This is a genomic window from Burkholderia sp. ABCPW 14 (assembly GCF_001523835.1).
Taxonomy (GTDB): Bacteria; Pseudomonadota; Gammaproteobacteria; order Burkholderiales; family Burkholderiaceae; genus Burkholderia; species Burkholderia mayonis.
The window spans coordinates 24,971-45,227 of the sequence record NZ_LOVS01000198.1; the positions used below are offsets into that span (position 1 = coordinate 24,971).

The 20,257-nt window shown below is 68.4% G+C and carries 18 protein-coding genes; 13 read left to right on the top strand and 5 right to left on the bottom strand.

What is annotated here, in order from left to right:
- The first annotated feature begins 190 nt into the window (after positions 1-190).
- On the top strand, positions 191-607 hold the full coding sequence (locus tag WS62_RS29665) for a DUF1801 domain-containing protein (protein ID WP_066578642.1): 417 nt from the start codon (positions 191-193) through the stop codon (positions 605-607).
- A 50-nt stretch (positions 608-657) separates the two neighbouring features.
- On the opposite strand, the gene WS62_RS29670 is transcribed toward WS62_RS29665, so the two are convergent.
- Positions 658-1,074 carry a cupin domain-containing protein gene (locus tag WS62_RS29670; RefSeq protein WP_066578644.1) on the bottom strand — a complete coding sequence of 139 codons (417 nt, stop codon included), beginning with the start codon at positions 1,072-1,074 and terminating at the stop codon, positions 658-660.
- Positions 1,075-1,625: 551 nt separating this feature from the next.
- Positions 1,626-2,765: an SMP-30/gluconolactonase/LRE family protein gene (locus WS62_RS29675; protein WP_231748452.1), complete on the bottom strand. Its 1,140-nt coding sequence runs from the start codon at positions 2,763-2,765 to the stop codon at positions 1,626-1,628.
- On the opposite strand from WS62_RS29675, the gene WS62_RS38540 reads away from it, so the two are divergent.
- The 3 genes from WS62_RS38540 (at position 2,764) to WS62_RS29680 (ending at position 4,742) form a co-directional block, all read left to right on the top strand.
- Positions 2,764-2,901: a hypothetical protein gene (locus WS62_RS38540; RefSeq protein WP_156441184.1), complete on the top strand. Its 138-nt coding sequence runs from the start codon at positions 2,764-2,766 to the stop codon at positions 2,899-2,901. The genes WS62_RS29675 and WS62_RS38540 overlap by 2 nt on opposite strands.
- A 7-nt stretch (positions 2,902-2,908) precedes the next feature.
- Positions 2,909-3,121 (top strand): hypothetical protein, encoded by a 213-nt coding sequence (locus WS62_RS37720; protein WP_197422951.1) that lies wholly within the window; start codon positions 2,909-2,911, stop codon positions 3,119-3,121.
- A 724-nt stretch (positions 3,122-3,845) separates the two neighbouring features.
- Complete coding sequence (locus tag WS62_RS29680; RefSeq protein WP_066578647.1) at positions 3,846-4,742, top strand: helix-hairpin-helix domain-containing protein; 897 nt, start codon at positions 3,846-3,848, stop codon at positions 4,740-4,742.
- Here WS62_RS29680 and WS62_RS29685 read toward each other — a convergent pair.
- Both WS62_RS29685 and WS62_RS29690 read right to left on the bottom strand, forming a co-directional pair.
- Positions 4,712-7,549 (bottom strand): AMP-binding protein, encoded by a 2,838-nt coding sequence (locus WS62_RS29685; protein WP_066578650.1) that lies wholly within the window; start codon positions 7,547-7,549, stop codon positions 4,712-4,714. The two genes, WS62_RS29680 and WS62_RS29685, sit on opposite strands and share 31 nt — an antisense overlap.
- Before the next feature lie 366 nt (positions 7,550-7,915).
- Positions 7,916-8,137, bottom strand: coding sequence for a hypothetical protein (locus tag WS62_RS29690; RefSeq protein WP_066484780.1), 222 nt, complete (start codon positions 8,135-8,137; stop codon positions 7,916-7,918).
- A gap of 1,063 nt (positions 8,138-9,200) precedes the next feature.
- Here WS62_RS29690 and WS62_RS29700 point away from each other — a divergent pair.
- The 6 genes from WS62_RS29700 (at position 9,201) to WS62_RS29725 (ending at position 15,584) form a co-directional block, all read left to right on the top strand.
- Positions 9,201-9,839 (top strand): response regulator, encoded by a 639-nt coding sequence (locus WS62_RS29700; protein ID WP_066578660.1) that lies wholly within the window; start codon positions 9,201-9,203, stop codon positions 9,837-9,839.
- Between the two features lie 86 nt (positions 9,840-9,925).
- Positions 9,926-10,120 carry a hypothetical protein gene (locus tag WS62_RS37095; RefSeq protein ID WP_066578662.1) on the top strand — a complete coding sequence of 65 codons (195 nt, stop codon included), beginning with the start codon at positions 9,926-9,928 and terminating at the stop codon, positions 10,118-10,120.
- A gap of 161 nt (positions 10,121-10,281) precedes the next feature.
- A complete protein-coding gene (locus WS62_RS29710; RefSeq protein WP_066578664.1) occupies positions 10,282-11,262 on the top strand; it encodes an alpha/beta hydrolase in 981 nt (326 codons plus the stop codon).
- Positions 11,263-11,636: 374 nt separating this feature from the next.
- Entirely contained in the window at positions 11,637-13,304 is a 1,668-nt protein-coding gene (locus WS62_RS29715) for a phospholipase C (RefSeq protein ID WP_066578670.1), read from the top strand.
- A 278-nt stretch (positions 13,305-13,582) separates the two neighbouring features.
- Positions 13,583-14,926, top strand: a complete 1,344-nt coding sequence (locus WS62_RS29720) for a cytochrome-c peroxidase (protein ID WP_066578672.1) — start codon at positions 13,583-13,585, stop codon at positions 14,924-14,926.
- A gap of 334 nt (positions 14,927-15,260) precedes the next feature.
- The gene (locus tag WS62_RS29725) at positions 15,261-15,584 is read left to right on the top strand and encodes an H-type lectin domain protein (protein WP_066578674.1); all 324 of its coding nucleotides are present in this window, start codon (positions 15,261-15,263) and stop codon (positions 15,582-15,584) included.
- Between the two features lie 199 nt (positions 15,585-15,783).
- On the opposite strand, the gene WS62_RS29730 is transcribed toward WS62_RS29725, so the two are convergent.
- Positions 15,784-17,130, bottom strand: coding sequence for a chloride channel protein (locus tag WS62_RS29730; protein ID WP_066578826.1), 1,347 nt, complete (start codon positions 17,128-17,130; stop codon positions 15,784-15,786).
- Positions 17,131-17,481: 351 nt separating this feature from the next.
- Here WS62_RS29730 and WS62_RS29735 point away from each other — a divergent pair, with 351 nt between their 5' ends.
- The 3 genes from WS62_RS29735 to WS62_RS29745 all read left to right on the top strand — a co-directional run bounded on the left by WS62_RS29735 (position 17,482) and on the right by WS62_RS29745 (position 20,130).
- Positions 17,482-18,198 carry a GntR family transcriptional regulator gene (locus WS62_RS29735; RefSeq protein WP_066578676.1) on the top strand — a complete coding sequence of 239 codons (717 nt, stop codon included), beginning with the start codon at positions 17,482-17,484 and terminating at the stop codon, positions 18,196-18,198.
- 150 nt (positions 18,199-18,348) lie between these two features.
- Positions 18,349-19,146, top strand: a complete 798-nt coding sequence (locus tag WS62_RS29740) for an SDR family oxidoreductase (RefSeq protein ID WP_066578678.1) — start codon at positions 18,349-18,351, stop codon at positions 19,144-19,146.
- A 51-nt stretch (positions 19,147-19,197) separates the two neighbouring features.
- Positions 19,198-20,130, top strand: coding sequence for a 3-keto-5-aminohexanoate cleavage protein (locus WS62_RS29745; protein ID WP_066578680.1), 933 nt, complete (start codon positions 19,198-19,200; stop codon positions 20,128-20,130).
- Positions 20,131-20,257 lie beyond the last annotated feature (127 nt).

Consider the following 20,257-nt stretch of genomic DNA (forward strand, 5'->3'; position numbering starts at 1 on the left):
GTGCGAGGAACGCAGCCAACTGCCGAGGCCCCGTCCGCCCGCTCCGTCACGCCCGCCGCGACGGCGTTCAAGCCCATGAACGTGTCCGCCACGCAGCCGACAACAGCGAACACGAGGAGTCCGACGCCCCTGAGTACAGCGAAAAGCCTCACCGAAATCTGAACGAGTCTGGAAGTCTCAGGAGGAGAACATGGAAAAGCCGAATTCGACCGAGGGCCAGTCGGCCTCTGAGCTGATCGACAAGAGAATCGCCGAGCTCGGAGACTGGCGCGGGAAAACCTTGAGCCGAATGCGCAAGCTCATCCGGGAGGCAGACCCGGACGTCGTGGAGGAATGGAAATGGATGGGCACGCCCGTATGGTCGCACGGCGGGATCATCTGCACCGGCGAGTCTTATCAGTCGATCGTGAAGTTGACCTTCGCCAAGGGAGCGTCGCTGGACGACCCGGCCAAGCTCTTCAACTCGAGCCTCGACGGAAACGTGAGGCGCGCAATCGACATCCATGAGGGCGAGGCGCTCGATGCGAACGCGTTCAAGGCGCTCATCCATGCCGCGATCGCGCTCAATACATCCGGCGGAAAAGCAAAGTCAAAGCGAGCGAAGTAGGCCGCGGGATTCGCGCCCTCTCAGAGCCGAGCAAACGCTGCGCGCGCGTCTCATCTCAGCGTGCTGCGCAACTTGCGGACGACCTTGTGAACGAACAGCACCGGCCTGGAGATAGGCGGACGCAGAATCGCGTGCTTGCGGACGTACTTGGGCACGTGCCATTCGGCGCGGCTGCCGGCGTGGAACAGCGCGGCGTCGCCCGCACGCAACGTGCGCGGCTCGTGGCCTTCCGACGTGACGATCACCTCGCCTTCGATCACGTGTATGGTTTCGTCGCAGTCGAAGTGCCAGTTGAAACGCCCCGCGGTGCAATCCCAAACCCACATGGATGTCGTCGAGTCGGGACTGCAGGACCACTGACCGCTGCGCGCGACAGGATTCCCTTCGAGAATCCAAGCCGGGTCGATCGGGGAAGGTTGCAATACGACGTCGTCCAACCGTACGGCCTCGAAAACGGGACGGGGCATGGTCTACCTCTGCTGCAGCTCAATGCGGGAATCGGAACAAAACACGGCTTTCAGGTACGGCAAGACTATCGCCGATCGATATCCCTGAACGAACCGGAGGCAGCCATTGTGTAAGAGAACGTCGCGCAATCGCAAGCAATAATTTATTGAATTGTAATAAATTAACAAGGCGGGGTGCGAACGTGTGAGCCGAGCGCCCGCGAGCGAATGTTCTCGTCTGCTAACGATCCGTCTCCGAGGCGGTGTCACGCGGTGCAATGGCATCGCAATAGCGGCGGTGCGCGCTCAATGACAGCGGGCGCCCGTTCGTGGCGCAATGGAGAAGATCTCGCGAGCAGCGTGGCCGCCGGAAAACGCCGCAAGCCGAAGCAACTTGATGCTTGGCTCGTGAGCGCCCCCGCCGGCAGACGCCCTCGCCGATCACACGCCAGCCGCGGCAAAACGGCAAAAGGCGTGAAACGCCGCGCGCGCACATTGTACGGGCAGCGTATTGCACGCGACGTCGGGGATCGCGCGGCCGCCGTCGGCGCGCCGTTGCCCCGTCTTTCGCTTCAGCGCGAATCGCGATACGCAAACCTCGATGCCGGCAAGCCCGCATGTCGGGTGTCCGCGACGAACACGCCGCCCGCATGCGGATCGCTCGCCAGCGCGTCGTCGCCGAGACCGACGCGCGCGCTCGTCACGTACAGCCGCCCGTCGCCGTCGAGCGTCACGCAGCTCGGCTGCGGCGTCGGCACGGCGATGCGGTCGGTCTCGACGCCGCGCGAGTCGTAACGCACGACCCGCGCGCCGCCCCACTGCGCGTTCCACAGGCCACCGTCCGCATCGACGGTCGAGCCATCGGGCTCGCCATCCGCATCGCCCAGTCGGGCGAACGATCGCACGCGATCGACGCCGCCGCCCGGCCGGTAGTCGCAGACGTGGATTTCCCGCGACGGCGAATCGCAGAAGTACATCTTCGATCCGTCCGGAGAAAACGCGATGCTGTTCGCAATCGCGACGGGCGGCAGCGCGAGCCGCTGCAGGCTCAAATCCGCATTCAGACGGTAGTAGCCGCCGACCGCGCGCGGCGCCCCGCCGCTCTCGTCCTTCATCCCGAACACGAACGCGCCCGCACGGTCGCAGCGGCCGTCGTTGAGCCGGGTCGGCAGGTCGGGCTCGACGTCGACGATCCGCGTGAACGTACGACGGCGGACGTCGAAGAACGCGAGATGCGACGCGAGGCCGACGAGCAGCACGTCCGGATCGCCGGTGAGCGCGAAACACGCGAGGCGCTCGGGCATCTCCCAGGTCTTGGTCGCCGCGCTGCCGTGCGCGTCCTCCGCGCGGCATCGCCATAGCCGCGCACCTTCGATGTCGGCCCAATACAGCGCGCGCGTCGCGTCGCACCACGTCGCGCTTTCGCCGAGCGCGTTCCGACAATCGACCAGCAGCGTGGCGGCGGATTCCGCGTGCTCGACGTGCTCGGCGTGCTCCGTGTTCCCCGTGTTCCCCGTGTTCTCCGTGTTCTCCGTGTTCTCCGTGTTCTCCGTGTTCTCCGTGTTCTCCGTGTTCTCCGTGTTCTCCGTGTTCTCCGTGTTCTCCGTGTTCTCCGTGTTCTCCGTGTTCTCCGTGTTCTCCGTGTTCTCCGTGTTCTCCGTGTTCTCCGCGTCCGGTCGCGTCGGTCGCGCCGGTCGATTCGATTGTTCCATGCTGTCTCCTGATTTCGTCGTCGTTCTCCGCGGCCGGATGGCCGCAGGCGCCGAGCGCGCGCAAGGCGAGATCCATCGTTTCCACTCGGCCGCTCGGCTGCTCGCGCCGCCATCCGGCCACGCGGCAGCCGAATGAGCCCCACTTGCGTCTTTTCATCCCGGGCGCAGCCGAGCGGCCGTCAGCCCCGCATCGCGCGCCGCTGATTGCGACGATACGGGTCGAACAGCACGGCGAGCAACAGAATGCCGCCGCGTATCAGATATTGGTAAAACACAAGGTGTATGCGCGTGCGGCGAACGTGACGATCGATGCGATTCACGACGCCGCGCGAGCGATTTGCGGCGCGGCGGTCTGACTACGCGTGCGCGGCGCGTGCCGCCGAGAGCGACTCCGGGCGACTCCGGGCGACTCCGGGCGGCTCCGGGCGGCTCCGGGCGGCCGCGCCACGGATCGGCGCGGACGTCCGACCGGCCACGCGCGGCCGACGGATGCGACATCGCGGACGTTCGCGCGGACGCGGCGTCAGCGATTTCGTCATATCGCCACCAGCGCGCACCGGTCCGACGTCACGCGGCGCGAACCGCAAGCCATGCACTGCGATCGCTGTCGTTTCGGCCTCGGCAGGTCCATGCACGGCGACGCGCCGATCGGCGCCACGCGCGATCGCGTATCGGGATCGCGCTCCGTCGTACGGGCCCCGCATCGCGCGGCGGGAAATGTCGCGCATCGACAATCGCTTCACATGCGCCCCGTTCGCACACTGTTGACGAGCGTCAATTTCCCGCGCATTCGTTCGATGAGAATTTTCCGGAGGATCGTTCGATCGCGGCGTGATGCGATGCGATGCGGACGCGGACGCGGATACCGACGTCGATCCGGCGCCGGCGCTCATGAGCCCGTGCCGCCCCCAACGCCCCGACTCGCAGCCGCGCGCGCGGCGGATTCGTCGGTTTCGAACGGCGCGCGCCGCTCGCCGTGCGCGCCGGAACCACGTCGCTCGATCGCCCCACGCAATACGCATTCGCATCGCTCGCCGACGCGAACCCCGGCCTCGCCGCGCAATCAACCGCCTTCGAACGATGCAGACTGCCCTACCTACCGCCGCGCCGGACAACCGGCGCATCGCGGACCGACTGCTCGAGGCGGCGCAGCTCCTCGATGCGCAGGGCGCGAATCCGTATCGGGCCGGCGCGTACCGCTCGGCCGCCGACACGATCGCGAACCTCGGTCGCGACGTCCGCGAGCTGTTCGACGCGGGCGGCATCGAAGCGCTCGACGCGCTGCCGCACATCGGCCTCGGCATCGCGCGCGCGATCGCCGAGATGCTGATCACCGACCGCTGGCGCCAGCTCGATCGCCTGCGCGGCTCGGCATGCCCGACGCTGTCGTTCCGGATGGTGCCCGGAGTTGGCCAGGCGCTCGCCGAACGCATCCACGATGCGCTGCACATCGACACGCTCGAAGACCTCGAGCTCGCCGTGCATGACGGCCGGCTCGCGACGGTCGAAGGGCTCGGCCCGCGGCGGATCGCGGGCATCCGCGCGGCGCTCGAGGACTTGCTGAGTCGCCGGCGCGGCAGGCAGGCGCTGATGCGTCGCGCGACGCCCGCGCAGGAGCCGCCCGTATCCGTGCTGCTCGACGTCGACCGCCTCTATCGCGAGAAGGCCGCGGCCGGCACGTTGCCGATGATCGCGCCGAAGCGGCTGAACCCGCGGCACGAAGCGTGGCTGCCGGTGTTGCACGCGACGCGCGACGACTGGCACTTCACCGCGCTCTATTCGAACACCGGACGCGCGCACGAGCTGGGCCGCACCGCGGACTGGGTGATCCTGTACTTCTACGACCACGAACACGACGAGCATCAGCGCACCGTCGTCACCGAAACGCGCGGCGCGCTGGTCGGCAGGCGCGTGGTGCGCGGGCGCGAGGCGGAATGCCGCACGCATTATGCGGCCGGCGCGAACTCCACGCGATGACCGCCGCCGTCGCGCAAGTCCGGCTCGCCGCAATGCGCGAGAATCGCGCCGCGCGCGCGGTCGCGCAGCCGCGCCATCGCGCCGAAGTCCGCGCCGTCGGGCCGGATCGGCGCGAGCATCGTCACGGTGATCTTCCCGCGGTGCGGCAGCCAATCGCCGTCGCGCAACACGGCGCGCGCGCCGCTCACCACGACGGGCACCACCGGCCGCTGCGCGACGCACGCCGCGCGAAACGCGCCGAGGCGGAACGTGGCGAGCCCCGCCGCGCGCGTGAACGTGCCTTCCGGGAAGAACAGCAGCGTATCGTCGGCGGCTGCCTGCGCGACGAGCCGCGCCTCGTCCTCGACGCTGCGGCTGTATTCGCGCCGCTCGACGAACCGCGTGCCGAGCGCGCGCAGGAAACGGCCGACGAACGGTCGCGTCGCGAGTTCACGCTTCGCGACGAAGTGCACGGGATGCGGCAGCAGCGCGAGCAGCGTAACGACGTCCATATAGCTCGTATGATTCGCGACGACGATCGACGGCCCGGCCGCGAGCGCGTCGGGATCCGCGATCAGGTTCGTGCGCACGCCGGCGAAACGCAGGAACGTGTGGCACGCGTATGCCGCGAGATGCCAGTTGTCCTGAAGATCCTTCCGGTACGCGACGAGCACCCACAGCGCGGGCGCGAGCATCGCCGCGAGCGCCCAGCAGTACAGCCCCCTGAGCACGTGCGCCGCGCGCCGCGACACATGCCGGCCGAACGGCCCGACGCTGCCGGCCGCCAGATCGGCGAACTGCCGCCACGACGCGGGCGCCTGCGGCAACCGTCCGGCATGGCGCTCGAACTGCTCGAGCGTCGCCGCGTGGCGAATCTTGCCGCTCGGCGTCTTCAGGATGCCGTGCGGCGCGACGATGCTCACCTGCTCGGCCGGCATTCCCCAGAGCGCGGCCGTCACGTCGTTGACGCTCTCGCGCAGACGCTCGCACGCGGCGTCATCGGTTGCGTCGCTCTCGACGAGAATCACGACGCGCTCGGTTCCGCTCACCGGATCGGCGCCGCCGCACACCGCGACGCCGCCCGTCACGACGCCCGGCAGCCGCTCGATCGCCTTCTCCAGCTCGTATGGAAAGAAATGCCGGCCGCCGCGGATGATCATGTCCTTCGCGCGTCCGGTAACGTACAGCTCGCCGTCAGCGACGTAGCCGAGATCGCCGGTATCGCGCCAGCTATCGTGGAACAGGCGCGCGGTCTGCGCGGGATTGCGGTAATAGCCGCGCGTCGCCGACGTGCCGCGAAACTCGATGCGCCCGACCTGCCGCTCGGCAACCTCGCGCTCGCCGTCATCGACGATCCGCAGCTCGGTGCCGTCGAGCGGATAGCCGCAGCTCGGCACGTCGAGCGCATTCGCGTCGCCGGGCGCGGGCGTCGCGCGGCCGCTCGCGTTGAGCGGCTCGCGCGCGACGCGATCGACCCACAGTCCGCGCGCCGGCGTCGGAAACGTCAATCCGAGCGTGTTTTCCGCGAGCCCGTAGACAGGCGTCAGCGCGCGCGCATCGAAGCCGCACGACGCGAAGCGCGCGGCGAACGCGCGCAGCGTGTCCGGATTGACGGGCTCCGCGCCGCAGAACGCGAAGCGCAGCGACGACAGATCGAATTCGGTCGGTTCGAGCGCGGCGAGATGACGCGCGCAGCGCTCGTACGCGAAGTTCGGCGCGGCGGTGATCGTGCCGCGATACCGCGAGATCGCGCGCAGCCAGAGCGCCGGCCGCGCGAGGAACGCGACGGGCGACATCACCATCGCCGGGATGCCGAAGTAAAGCGGCGCGAGCCACGCGCCGATCAGCCCCATGTCGTGATACAGCGGCAGCCAGCTCACGAGCACGTCCGTCGCGTCGACGCGCATCCGGTCGCCCATCGCGCGGATGTTCGCGAGCAGATTCGCATGACTGAGCATCACGCCCTTCGGCGTGCCGGTGCTGCCCGACGTGTACTGGAGCAATGCGACGTCGTCGGCGGCCGCGCGAAACGGCGGCAGATGCTCGCGGCCCGCGATCTGCTCGGGCGTGAACACGTACTGCAGCGTGCTCACGCGCAGCTTCAGCAGCTGCGCGATCGAGACAGCCGGGCGAAATGCGATCAGCGCCTTGATCTGCGCGTTTTCGAGGATCGGCGTGTGGCGCTCGACGTGCGCGTCGAGCTGCGCCAGATTGGCGGGCGGATAGATCGGCAGCGGAATCGCGCCGCAGAACAGGATCGCGGCGAACGACACGAAGTAGTCGAGCCCCGTCGGCAGCATCAGCGCGACCGTGTCGCCGGGATCGATTCCGCGCTCGCGCAGGCCGCTCGCCATGTTCGACGCGCGCCAATACAGCTCGCCATACGTGAGCGGCGTCGCCGTCAGGCCGTCTTCGAGCAGCCGCAGATGGACGCGATCCGGATGACGCTCGGCATGCCAGCGCAGTGCGTCGATCAGCGTGTCGACGTCGACGGGCCATGCGGCGGCATCGGCGGGCGACATCGACACGGCTTCGTCCTCGGCGGCGGCGTGCGGTTGCGCGTGTGCGTCGGCCAGCGCGCGCACGACGTCCGCAGGCGTCGCGGCGGATGCGAACACGTCGACCGGCAAGCGTACGCCGAACGCACGTTCGATTCGGTCGAACAGCTCCGCGCGCGTCAGGCTGTCGAAGCCGAGATCGCGCTCGAACCGCGCATCAAGCGTCGCGTGGCGGTGGCCGTTCCGCTCGCCGTACAGCTCGGCGAGCAACGCGTCGAGCAACGCGAGCAATCGCGTTGCGTTATCGGATAGGCGGTGCGTGTGTTCCATGCTTGTCGCCCGTTGAGTGATGGGGCACGGCGCACGCATCGGTGCGCGTCGGCTCGCTTCGCTCGCCTGACGCTGCGCGTTTCGGCGTTGCGTCGAGCGCGTCGAACGCCGTGTGCAAGGCGGTCGCCGCGCGATGCGTCGCGTGCACGGCTGACGATGAGCGTGCGCCATCGCGCGACGTACGGCTTGCGGTGCATCAACAAGCGGCGGAAACGCATGCGCTCCGTGCCGCATCCGAGATCGACCCGCCACACGGTGTGACGCTCGACGAAGGCATCATTCGTCGATCGCCCGACGATGTCACCACACGCTGCAATCGTCATCCGGCGACGCGCGAATCGCGCATGCGTGGCGGTTCGCCGGCGGTCACATCCGCTGCACGGCGGCCGACTTCGTGCATACGATCCGTTCGAGCAATTCGTGGCCGCGCGACGTCAAGAGCGGCCCCCGCGCGACCGGCTGCCCGCGCACCGTCGTCATCGCGAGTCCCATTTCGACGAGAGAAACGAATTCCGGGTCCGCCACGTCGACGTCTTCGGGCGAGCGAGCGATGCACAACAGCGCTGAGAATTCATGTGGCGTCAACATGGTCATGTCTCCGACATTGGGCGGCGTCAGCCTGCGCCGGCGGCGCCCTCGTTTCATCTGCGATGGGAAACTGCGTTCCATCGCACTGTGCAGGTCGGGACGGCGAAAGAAAATCGGCAATTACGAGATAAGCACACAGCCGCTGCGCACCGGCATGTAGGAATTTGCCGAATCCGCAGTCGATTCGATCGCGCGATGCGTCACAGTTGTGCTGCGGCCCGGTGGATCACATGCGCATGTCGATGCCAAACGTCGACGTTTCCGAAACGCTTTCCTCGTTCCGACCCGCACCCGCCTGTGCGCGCATGTCGCATCGTGCGAAGCGGAACGATGAACGCATGCGTTCCGTCGCGACGCGATCGATTCGCACGACCGAACCGGCCGGAACGCGTCGTCATGCCATTCACATCAGCACGGCGTATCGTAATTCGTGAACCGCGTCGCCGGCACGCATGCGAACGCGCAAGCGATGGGCGGATGCGCGAACTTGCGCGGATCGCCGAGCAACGCGCATCGCATGCTTCGGATCATGCCGAACGGAAAGCGGCCTCGGCCCGTCTTCGCATTGCGCGCAAGCGCTGTCGTCCTACGGTATGAAGAATTTGCGAAGCGATGCGCCGGCACGCCATCCGCGATTTCACCGATGCGATTGCACACGCAACGATCAGGATTGCGTAAGCATTCCGGCATAAGATCGAAACGTGGCGCTCGCGTTTTGGCCACACGTCCGCCACCCGGCGGGCGACGATCCCGATGATGTGAACAAGAACCTGGGCGGCGCGCGTCGCATCGCGTGCCGCCGGGTATCGTCAGCGCCGCACGGCTCGCTCGAAGCGGCGATCCCGACTTTGCTTTTCAAGCCGTGGCGACCTGTCGCGACGCGTGCGACGCGCTCGGGGCAACCCGCTCGCCGCTTGGCGCGACGCAACGGCCCGGGGAACAAGCGTCCGGAGTTCGGCCGGATCGCCGCATGCGTTCGCGCCTCGTCGCGACGCGGCGCGAACGCGTGCCGACTACCGAGACACGACGGCCATGAGCATGTTAGAGCTACGAGACTTCACTGATGATCAAGCTGTTGATGGTCGACCGTCACGTCGTGCTGCGCGACGGCCTGCGACATATTCTCGAAAAATCGGGTGATTTCGAAATCGACGGGGAAGCAGGCGACGCGGCATCCGCGTTCGAGCTTGTCAAGCACGGTCATGCCGATATCGCGATACTCGATCAGACCACCCTCGGCCGGGAATGCGCCGACGTGATCCATCGCATCCGCCAGGCGGCGCCGTCGATGCGCATCCTGTTGATGACCGCACAGACGAATCAGCGGCACGCGGCCGACGCGTTCCGGGCCGGCGCATCGGGCTACCTCACGAAGCAAAGCGGCTGCGAGGAGTTGATCGCCGCGCTTCGCAAGATTGCGTCGGGGGGCGTGTACGTCAGCATGCACGTCGCCGAGCAACTCGCGGAGAACCTTCATTCGCAGTCGGACGCGCCGCTGCACGAGCGGCTGTCGAAGCGCGAATTCGAAGTGTTCCGCCACCTGGCGTCCGGCGACACGCCCGCCGAGATCGCGCAAGCGCTCGGGATCAGCGCGAAGACCGTCCGGATCTACAAGGCGCACGTGCTCGACAAGCTGGAACTGCCGAACGAATCGGCGCTCGTTCGCTACGCGGTCGCGCATCAGATCGGCGAACCGTTGTGAGTGCGGTCGATTCGTCATGAAGGGTCGGTCCGGAAACGTTGCGGGTGAAAACGGCGGGCTCGACCTTGCCGGGCAGGAACAGGTCATTGACGATCGCGATGCCGACCAGCGCGGCCGGAAACACGGGCGCCGGCATGGACGAACCGGATGCGCCGACGATCGCGCTCGTGACGATCGGCCCGACGACGCCGCCCATGTTCGATACCATGTTCTGCAAGCCGGCCGCCATCGACACGGTGTTGCCCGGCGCGGCATCGTCCAACTCGCGGCGTCGCTGCTGATCGAGCGGATCGAGCGCGACATCGACGAGCGGCGCGTCGTCGACGTCGGCTTCACGCTCGTCGAGCGGGACAGCGCGTAGGCGGCCGGCGGACCGACGGTTTTACATCCGCGACGTCGAGGCAGCCTGAACGGCGTCGCTTTCTGATTCGGAGCCTTCGACATGAACCTCACCCGACGCGCCCTGCTCGGCGTCGCGCTCGCCGGCGCGCTCGACGCGGCCGTGCCGTCCGCGCACGCGCAGGCCCCCGTGCGCGCGACGCCGCCACCGGACGACGCGCCGCGCATCGCGCCCGACGAGACGATTCCGCTGTGGCCTGGCCCCGCGCCCGATCCGATCGCAACCGGCGCGGGCGGCGGCGAGCGGGCCGGCAAGCATGGCAGCGTGTCGCGCGTCGCGCGGCCGCGGCTCAACGTCTATCGGCCCGCGCGCGGCAACGGCGGCGCGGCGCTCGTGATCGCGGGCGGCGGCTACGATCACGTCGAACTCGGCCACGAGAGCACGCCGATGTGCGCGTGGCTGAAATCGCTCGGCGTGACTGCGTTCGAGCTCGTGTACCGGCTGCCCGAGCAAGGCTGGTCGCGGCTCGCGCCGCTGCAGGACGGCCAGCGCGCGATGCGCGTGATCCGCGCGCGGGCGAAGCGCGACGGCATCGATCCGGCGCGGATCGCGATCGTCGGGTTTTCCGCGGGCGGACATCTCGCCGGGATGACGTCCGCCGCGCCGGATGCGCGCCGCTACGCGAGCGTCGACGACGCCGATCGCGAATCCGCGCGCCCCGATCTCGCCGCGCTGCTCTACCCGGTATTGACGCTGATGCCGCCGTTCGATCACACACGCACGCGCCGGCACATCGTCGGCGCGCATCCGACGCAGGCGGACAGCGAAGCGCTGTCGGTCAATCTGCACGTGAGCGCGCGCACGCCGCCGACGTTTCTCGCGCAAGCATTCGACGATCCGATCGCGCCGATCGACAACAGCCTGCTGATGGCGAGCGCGCTGCGCGCCGCGCAGGTGCCCGTCGAGCTGCACGCGTTCCAGACGGGCGGCCACGGCTGGGGGATGGGCAAGCCGGGCAGCGTCGTGCACGCGTGGCCGGCGCTCTTCGAGCAGTGGGCGCGGCTGAATCGATTGCTGCCGTGACACGATCGCGGGCGGCGCGCGACATGCCGCACGCCATCGCGCGCAGCAAAGCGAAGCAACGCCGCGTCGCGCGTCGCACGCCGTCACGTGCATGGCGCGACACGCAACGACGCGGCGCAAGCCGCGCACGCTCGGCCTGCCGCACGGCCCGCCTCCCTACGATCCCCCGCCCGTAATGCCGCCGACATCCGCCTGTAATTTTGTCGAAGGCACATCGACTCCATAGCTTCATACCAAACTGGTCCAATGCAGCCGTTTCGTTTCCGGCGCACGGCGCGTTCGTGACGCTCGCGCTTTCCGCGCAACCGGTTCCCGTCGCGCGATCCGCCACGGATCCGCGTCAATCGAGCGGTCTTTCATTGGAGTCCTGCCAGATGCTTCGTCGAGCCTTGATCGCCACCGCGTGCGTCGGATCGGCCATCGCCCTCTATGCGTGCGGCGACACCGACAGCTCCGCTCCCGTCACATCGCAAAACGCGTTGCAGACCGCGACGCCGATCAAGCACCTCGTCGTGATCTACGGCGAGAACGTGTCGTTCGACCACTACTTCGGCACCTATCCGAACGCGGCGAACCCGTCGGGCGAGCCGGCGTTCAGCGCCGCGTCGGGCACGCCGTCGGTCAACGGCCTGTCGGGCCTGCTGCTGAGCGCGAACCCGAACGCGACGAATCCGGCGAACGGCACGGGCGCGACGAATCCGTTCCGCCTCGACCGCACGCAAGCCGCGACGGCCGACCAGAACCACGCGTACACCGCCGAAGAGCAGGCGTACGACAACGGCCTCGCCGACCTCTTCCCGAAATACACCGGCAACGGCTCGAGCGGCGGCGCCGGCGCGTTCGGCACGACGGGCCAGGTGATGGGCTACTTCGACGGCAACACGGTGACGGCGCTGTGGAACTACGCGCAGCGCTTCGCGATGAGCGACAACGCTTACACGTCGACCTACGGTCCGTCGACGCCGGGCGCGCTCAACGTGATCGCCGGCCAGACCGACGGGATGCAGATCGTGAAGACGTCGAAGGCCGTGTCAACGCTCGCGAAGACCTCGTACTACGTCAACGACGGCCAGGGCGGCTTCACGATGATCAACGACGTCGATCCGGGCTTCGACGCATGCTCGAGCACGACCGACCAGGCGATGATGTCCGGCAAGAACATCGGCGATCTGCTGAACGCGCGGAACATCACGTGGGGCGGCTTCATGGGCGGCTTCAACCTGTCGGCGACGAACGCGAACGGCACGACGGGCTGCAAGCGCAGCACGATTGCGACCGCGGTGAACGCGGCGACGTCCGACTACATCCCGCACCACAACTGGTTCCAGTACTACGCGTCGACCGCCAACCCGCAGCACACGCGCCCGAGCTCGGTCGCCGCGATCGGCGCGAGCGTCGAGACGGACGGCAAGACGGCCGAGCCCGCGAACCACCAGTACGATTCAGACGACTTCTTCGCCGCCGTGAAGGCGGGCAACTTCCCGTCGGTCAGCTTCCTGAAGGCGCCCGCCGCGCAGGACGCGCACGCCGGCTACTCGGATCCGCTCGACGAGCAGCAGTTCGTGACGAAGGTCATCAACTTCCTTCAGCAGCAGCCCGACTGGCAGAACACCGCGGTGATCGTCACGTACGACGACTCGGACGGCTGGTACGACCATGCGTACACGCAGCCGACGCGCGCGTCGTTCGACGCGGTCGATCAGTTGAACGGCAACGGCGTGTGCGGCTCCGGCGCGGCGACGACGGGCGTGGGCGGCGGCGCCGTCAACGGCCGCTGCGGCCCGGGCACGCGGATTCCGTTCGTCGTCGTGTCGCCGTGGGCGAAGCAGAATTACGTGAGCCACGCGCTGATCGATCAGGCGTCGATCGTCCGCTTCATCGAGGACAACTGGCTGGGCGGCCAGCGGATCGGCGGCGGCTCGTTCGATGCGACGGCAGGCGACATCCGCGATCTGTTCGACTTCTCGGGCACGGTGAACACGACGCCGCTGTATCTCGATCCGACGCTCGGCACGAAGGTCGCGACGCCGCCCTCGATCTGACCGATCCGGGCTTCGCGCGGCGCGCAGCCGCGCGACGCGTCCGACACGCAACCGGCCGGCGCGCGCAGCGCGGCCGCCGTCGTTCCGGCGCTGCATGCGCCGGATTTTTCATTCGCACGATGACGACCGAACGCTCCAGCATCGCCGAGCCGCTTTCCGCGCAGCCCGCCGCTTCTTCCCGCACCACCGGCCCCGCCCGGTCCACTCCGTTTGCCGAATCCGCCAAGGCAACGCGTCCCGCCGCATCAGTCGACGCACCCCGCCGCCATGCGCACGCCGTGCGCCACGCGCTGTCGCTCGCCGCGTTCGGCGCATTCGGTTTCGCCGCATTCGCGCTCGCGTTTCCCGGGCACGCGCCGGACGCGGTCGGCGCGATCGTCGAAGATCTGACGGGTGCGAATCCGCATCCGGTCGTGCTGCGCCGCCCGGCCGCCGAGCCGTTGAGCGCGGTCGCGCAGCTCGGCAAGGCGCTGTTCTTCGATCCGTCGCTGTCCGCGTCGGGCCGTCAGTCGTGCGCGTCGTGCCACAGTCCCGACCATGCATACGGGCCGCCGAACGACCTCGACGTGCAACTGGGCGGCGCCGCGCTGTCGCAGCCCGGCTACCGGCCGCCGCCGTCGCTGAGGTATCTGTACCGCCAGCCGAACTTCAGCATCGGTCCCGACGCGTCCGAGAACGACGACGCGGCGAGCGTCGCGCAGCAGGCCGCGTCGGCGGCGGGCGTCGTCCGCGCGCAGAAGGCGGCGGGCGCCGACGCCGCGCCGCAACGCGTGCCGCAAGGCGGGATGTTCTGGGACGGCCGCGCGGACACGCTGCAGCAGCAGGCATTCGGTCCGCTGCTGAATCCCGTCGAGATGGCGAACGCGAACCTCGACGACGTCGCGCGCAAGCTCGCGAACGCGCGGTACGCGCAGCAGTTCCGGCAACTGTTCGGCCCGCGCATCTTCGACGACGCGCGTCTTGCGGTGTCCGAAGCGATGTTCGCGATCGCGCGCTACCAGGTCGAGGATCGGTCGTTCCATCCGTATTCGAGCAAATACGACCGCTGGCTCGAAGGCGACGCGCGCCTCACGCAGGCCGAGCTGCGCGGCATGCGGCTCTTCGACGATCCGCACAAGGCCAATTGCGCGGGCTGCCATCTGTCGAAGCCGAGCGTCGACGGGCTGCCGCCGATGTTCACCGACTATCAATACGAAGCGCTCGGCGTGCCGCGCAACCGCGCGCTCGCGCAGAACCGCAATCCGGCGTTCCACGATCTCGGCATCTGCGGGCCGTTGCGCGAGGACCTCAAGACGCAGACGCAATACTGCGGGATGTTCGCGACGCCGTCGCTGCGCAACGTCGCGACGCGCCGCGTGTTCTTCCACAACGGCGTCTATCACTCGCTCGATCAGGTGCTCGCGTTCTACAACGTGCGCGATACCGATCCGGGCAAGATCTATCCGCGCGATGCAAACGGCCGCGTGCTGCAATACGACGACATCCCGCCCGCATACCGCGCGAACGTCGACGTCGCCGACGCGCCGTTCGACCGCAAGCCCGGCGATCGACCGGCGATGACGGAGCAGGATATGCGCGACATCGTCGCGTTTCTGAAGACGCTGACCGACGGGAAGCGCTGACTTTCACGCGAAGCGCGGCGAAAGAAATCGTGGACGATCGATTGAATTCACGATTTCCGTCTCGGCCGGCTAGAGAACCCGGCCGCACGCGACGCGCTTCGCGCCCGCCGCATCGCATTCGCTTTCGCGCGCCGGATCGATCGCGCAACGGGGGCGTCGCCCGCTCGCCGCGCTCCGCGTTCGCGGCTTCCGTTCATCGGCAGTCGACACGCGCAACCTACAAGACTTCCGAGTTGTTCCGCGCTTCGTACGGTTTCTATAACGTACCTACGGTCGCCCGTCCTCGACGCGTCCGTGCATCGCTCCACATCAATAAAACCATGGAGAATTCGACATGACGCAAAAATTCGTCGGTACGCACGTGGTCGGTCCGCGCGAGAAACTGCCGGCCAGCAAGCCGTGGACCAACATGCCGCTGACCGTCAAGGTTCCGTTCCCGGCCGCGTTCGCCGCCAAGCCGATCGTCATCGCGAGTACGTTGCAGGATCCGAAACACACGTCCGCTTACCCCGACACGTTCGCGGTCACCGTGATCAGCGTCACCAACACCGATTTCACGGTCAACATCTGTCGCACCGATTATGTCGGCGCCGACTACACGACGAGCGGCTGGGGGCAGAATCTCCATCTGTCGTACATCGCCGAGACACCCGCCTGACGTGTCATCGCGCGCCGTGCTCGCGCCAAGCGATGCATAGCGCGTCGCCGCGCGGAATTCGGCGGTGCCCGTCGCATGCCCGATGCAACGGGCACCGCCGATCCGCGTCATGGCGCAAAATCATCGCCCGAACAATTGCGTCGGACATCGAAACGTCCATCACGCGCGAGCCGATGCATGGCGCATGACGCAAGACGCATCACGCTCCGCCTTCCCCCCGCCGCGCCAGCACACGAAACGCCGCGACCGAACCCGCGACCGCGATCAGCATCGGAATCAGGAAGTCGTGCCCGACGCGCGTGAACTCGACGATCAGCACCGTCGCGGTGAGCGGCATCTGCATCGACGCGGCGAGAAACGCGCCCGCGCCGACGATTGCGAACGCGCCGACCGGCGTGCCCGGCCACGCGACGCTCCATAGCCCGCCGAGCACGATCGCGAGCAGCGCACCGTTCGCGAGCCCCGGCGTCAGCAGCCCGCCCTCGGCGCCCGCGCGCAGGCTGCTCCACGTGATCGCGACCTTCAGTGCGAGCAGCGTCGCCGCGAAGCCGATCACGAGCTGCCCGTCGAAACCGAGCGCGGCCGGCCCCTTGCCGTTGCCGAGCAGCGCCGGAAATTGCATGGCGAGCGCGCCGACGATCGCGAAATTGACGAGCGCGAGCACCGGCAGCCGGCTGTCCTTCGGCGCGCGCGCACGCGCCTGCGCGGTCAGCCGCGTGAAACCGTACGCGGCGGCGCCGAACAGCGGCCCGCAGACGGCCGACCACACGGACAGCGACGCGTCGACCGCGAGCGGCGCGACCCGGTACTGCTGCGCGTTGCCGAGTCCGATCCATGCGACGAGCGCCGCGATCGCCGATGTCGCGACGGCCGGCACGAGCGCCCGCCAAGCGAACGTACCGAGCAGCACTTCGAGCACGAAGAGCGCGCCGCCGAGCGGCACGTTGTAGACAGCGGCAAGCCCGGCGCCCGCGCCGCACGCGACCATCACGCGCGCGTCGCCGGCAGGCAGCCCGACGCGATGCGCGAGCCATCCGGCCCACATCGCGCCGATCTCGCGCGGCGCGACTTCGCGGCCGAGCGGCGAACCGAGCGCAACGGTGACGATCTGCAGCAGCGCATGCGCTGTCGTGCTGACGGCCGGCATCCGCGGATCGTCGGCGCGCACCGCGCGGCGAATGCTGACGAGCGGCGCGCCGAACCGGTACAGCGCCCACCAGCCGCCCCCCGCGACGACGCCGCAGCCGATCAGCACGAGCATGCGCCGCAGCGGCGGCGCGGCCGTCACGCCCTGCAGGAAGCGCTCATCGCCGACGACTTGCGCGACGTCGTATCCGTACGCGACGTGCTGGATCGCATGCAGCAGCAGCGCGAGCAGCATCCCGCCGAGGCCCGCCCCGACGCCCGTCAGCAGCGTGACGGCTGCGAGCTTGACGAGCGAACCGCGGGCAGTGGCGGGCGCGGCCGGAGTGGAAGGAGCGGAAGGAGCGGAAGGAGTGGAAGGAGTGGAAGGAGCGGACGAAGCCGATGCGATCGGAGTGGACATGAGCGATGACGAATCGAATGAGCGCGCGCGCGTGCATCGACAAGCAAACGCGACGGGAACGAATGGCGCCATCGTATGCGCCGCCGGATCATGAAACAAATGGATTTTTCTGATCCGTCGATGACTTTCACGCATTCATTCCAGCGCGATGCATCGCGGGCGCCTCGCGTCTCGCATGCGACGCGATCTCCCGCACCGCGCCGAAGCGACGCCGCGCTCGATGCGTCGGCACGACGCCACCCCGTGTTTTCCCTGATCGCCGCGCGCTTGACTCCGCGCATCGCATCGACAACACTGCGTGACATCACAAGTGTGATCACGGATCACAGATCAAACCCAAAGGAGTCCGTTTTGGCGCCGCGCATCGTCCCCCCCGCCCTCAAGGCCATCGAACAGGAAACGATGGCCGACAAGGTCTACCGGCAACTCCGCCAGGCGCTGATGAGCGGCCGCTTCGCTCCCGGCCAGGCGCTCAGCCTGCGCAGCGTCGCCGAGGCGGTCGGCTCGTCGACGATGCCGGTCCGCGCCGCGCTCACGCGTCTGCGCGCGGAGCGTGCGCTCGTCGACGGCCCGAACCGCGCGCTCGTTGTGCCGCCGATGACGGTCGAGATGCTGGGCGAGCTGCGCGACGTGCGGATCGCGCTCGAAGGCTGCGTCGCCGAGCGCGCGGCGACGCGGATGACCGACGCGCAGATCGCCGAAGTGCGGCGCATCTGCGAGACGATGAATGCGCACGTCGAAGCCGGCCGAAGCCGCGCGTACCTGCAAAGCAACTTCGCGTTCCACAGCGCGATCTACGCGCACGGCGCGAGCGAGAGCACGCTCGCGATCATCCAGAACCTCTGGATGCGAATCGGCCCGTTCCTGAACATGGTCGCGCTCGACGTCCCGCACATGCGGCGCTCGATGGACGCGCACCGCGCGATCGTCGCGGCGCTCGAGCGCCGCGACGGCGCGGGCGTGCGCGCCGGCATCGCGCTCGACATCGGCGGCGCCGCGCACGATCTCGCCGCGACGCTCGCGGCCGAACGCGAACGGCTCGGGCCGCGCCGGCTCGCGAACGAATAAGCGGCGCAGCCTTCGAGGCAAGCCGCGCGGCGCCCGTCGCGCATCCGGGCCGTCATCGGCGGCGCGGCGAGCGATCGGCGATTGCCGATTGCCGAGGACACCACGGCGACATCACAAAAAAACCACAGACATCACTGGAGACAGACACGCATGGCCGCACTCGATCTGCTGAAGCCGTACGCCGGCTTGCGCGTACTCGTGACGGGCGGCGCGTCCGGCATCGGGCTCGCGATCGCCGACGCATTCGCCGAATGCGGCGGCAAGGTTCACGTCTGCGACGCATCCGAGAAGGCGCTCGCCGCGCTCGCGGACCGCCCGTCGCGCGCCGCGCTCGGCACGACGCTCGCCGACGTCGCCGATCCGGCCGCCGTCGAGCGCGTGTTCGCCGACGTCGTGCAAACGCTCGGCGGGCTCGACGTGCTCGTCAACAACGCCGGCATCGCCGGACCGACGGGCGGCATCGACGAAATCGATCCCGCGCAATGGGAGCAGACGGTCGCGATCAACCTGAACGCGCAGTTCCAGTTCGCGCGGCGCGCCGTGCCGCTGTTGCGCGACGCACCGCACGGCGGCGCGATCCTCGCGCTGTCATCGGTCGCGGGACGCCTGGGCTATGCGTTCCGCACGCCGTACTCGGCGACCAAATGGGCAGTCGTCGGCCTCGTGAAGAGCCTCGCGATCGAACTCGGCCCGCTCGGCATCCGCGTGAACGCGATCCAGCCGGGCATCGTCCGCGGCCCGCGGATGCGCCGCGTGATCGAAGCGCGCGCCGCGCAGTTCGGCATCGACTACGATCAGATGGAAGCGCGCTATCTCGAGAAGATCTCGCTGCGACGAATGACCGACCCGGACGAAATCGCCGCGACGGCGCTGTTTCTTTGCTCGCCGGGCGGCCACGGAATTTCCGGGCAGGCGATTTCCGTGTGCGGCAACGTCGAGGCGCTCTGACGCGCCGTCAACCATCGCCATTCACGGTCGAGCATCGAAAGGAGCCCTAACGTGGCCAGCCCCCGCAAAGTCATCATCACCTGCGCGCCGACGGGCGCGATCCACACGCCGTCGATGTCGCCGCACTTGCCCGTGACGCCGCGCGAGATCGAGGAAGCGGCGGTCGCGGCCGCCGAAGCCGGCGCGGCGATCCTGCACCTGCACGCGCGCGATCCGGCCGACGGCCGGCCGACGCAGGACCCGGCCGTGTTCGCCGAATTCCTGCCGCGCATCAAGGCGCGCACCGGCGCGGTGATCAACATCACGACGGGCGGCAGCCCGCACATGACGGTCGCGGAGCGGCTGCGTCCCGCGCATCATTTCCAGCCCGAGGTCGCGTCGCTGAACATGGGCTCGATGAACTTCGGCCTCTATCCGATGCTCGAGCGGTTCCGCGAATTCAGGCATCCGTGGGAACGCGAGCATCTGGAGAAAAGCCGCGACCTCGTGTTCAAGAACACCTTTGCGGACATCGAGACGATCCTGACGAGCTGCGGCGCGAACGGCACGCGCTTCGAATTCGAGTGCTACGACCTCTCGCACCTGTACAACCTCGCGCACTTCGTCGATCGCGGGCTCGCGAAGCCGCCGTTCTTCATCCAGAGCGTGTTCGGCCTCCTCGGCGGCATCGGCGCGCATCCGGAAGATCTCGCGCACATGCGCCGCACGGCCGACCGCCTGTTCGGCGGCGACTACGTGTGGTCGATCCTCGGCGCGGGCAAGAATCAGATTCCGCTCGCGACGATCGGCGCCGCGCAGGGCGCGAACGTGCGCGTCGGCCTCGAGGATTCGCTGTGGATCGCGCCGGGCAAGCTCGCCGAATCGAGCGCCGCCCAGGTGCACAAGATTCGTCAGGTGCTCGAAGGATTGTCGCTCGAGATCGCGACGCCCGCCGACGCGCGCGCGATGCTCGCGCTCAAGGGCGGCGGCGCGGTCAACTTCTGACGACGCGCCGCCCGATCAATCGACACGCAAGCGCAGAGACGCGGCATCGGCGCAAGCCGATGTCCGGCAGGCCGCCTTTCGCCCCGCTCCCGACGAGCGCCGCCGGCGCGCGACCTGCGCATCTGCC

Bases quoted from the DNA above. Each gene is read 5' to 3' on its own strand.
- WS62_RS29665 (WP_066578642.1), top strand. From the start codon at position 191: ATGGAAAAGCCGAATTCGACCGAGGGCCAGTCGGCCTCTGAGCTGATC.
- WS62_RS29670 (WP_066578644.1), bottom strand. From the start codon at position 1,074: ATGCCCCGTCCCGTTTTCGAGGCCGTACGGTTGGACGACGTCGTATTG.
- WS62_RS38540 (WP_156441184.1), top strand. From the start codon at position 2,764: ATGCTGTCTCCTGATTTCGTCGTCGTTCTCCGCGGCCGGATGGCCGCA.
- WS62_RS29675 (WP_231748452.1), bottom strand. From the start codon at position 2,765: ATGGAACAATCGAATCGACCGGCGCGACCGACGCGACCGGACGCGGAG.
- WS62_RS29680 (WP_066578647.1), top strand. From the start codon at position 3,846: ATGCAGACTGCCCTACCTACCGCCGCGCCGGACAACCGGCGCATCGCG.
- WS62_RS29685 (WP_066578650.1), bottom strand. From the start codon at position 7,549: ATGGAACACACGCACCGCCTATCCGATAACGCAACGCGATTGCTCGCG.
- WS62_RS29690 (WP_066484780.1), bottom strand. From the start codon at position 8,137: ATGTTGACGCCACATGAATTCTCAGCGCTGTTGTGCATCGCTCGCTCG.
- WS62_RS29700 (WP_066578660.1), top strand. From the start codon at position 9,201: ATGATCAAGCTGTTGATGGTCGACCGTCACGTCGTGCTGCGCGACGGC.
- WS62_RS29710 (WP_066578664.1), top strand. From the start codon at position 10,282: ATGAACCTCACCCGACGCGCCCTGCTCGGCGTCGCGCTCGCCGGCGCG.
- WS62_RS29715 (WP_066578670.1), top strand. From the start codon at position 11,637: ATGCTTCGTCGAGCCTTGATCGCCACCGCGTGCGTCGGATCGGCCATC.
- WS62_RS29725 (WP_066578674.1), top strand. From the start codon at position 15,261: ATGACGCAAAAATTCGTCGGTACGCACGTGGTCGGTCCGCGCGAGAAA.
- WS62_RS29730 (WP_066578826.1), bottom strand. From the start codon at position 17,130: ATGTCCACTCCGATCGCATCGGCTTCGTCCGCTCCTTCCACTCCTTCC.
- WS62_RS29740 (WP_066578678.1), top strand. From the start codon at position 18,349: ATGGCCGCACTCGATCTGCTGAAGCCGTACGCCGGCTTGCGCGTACTC.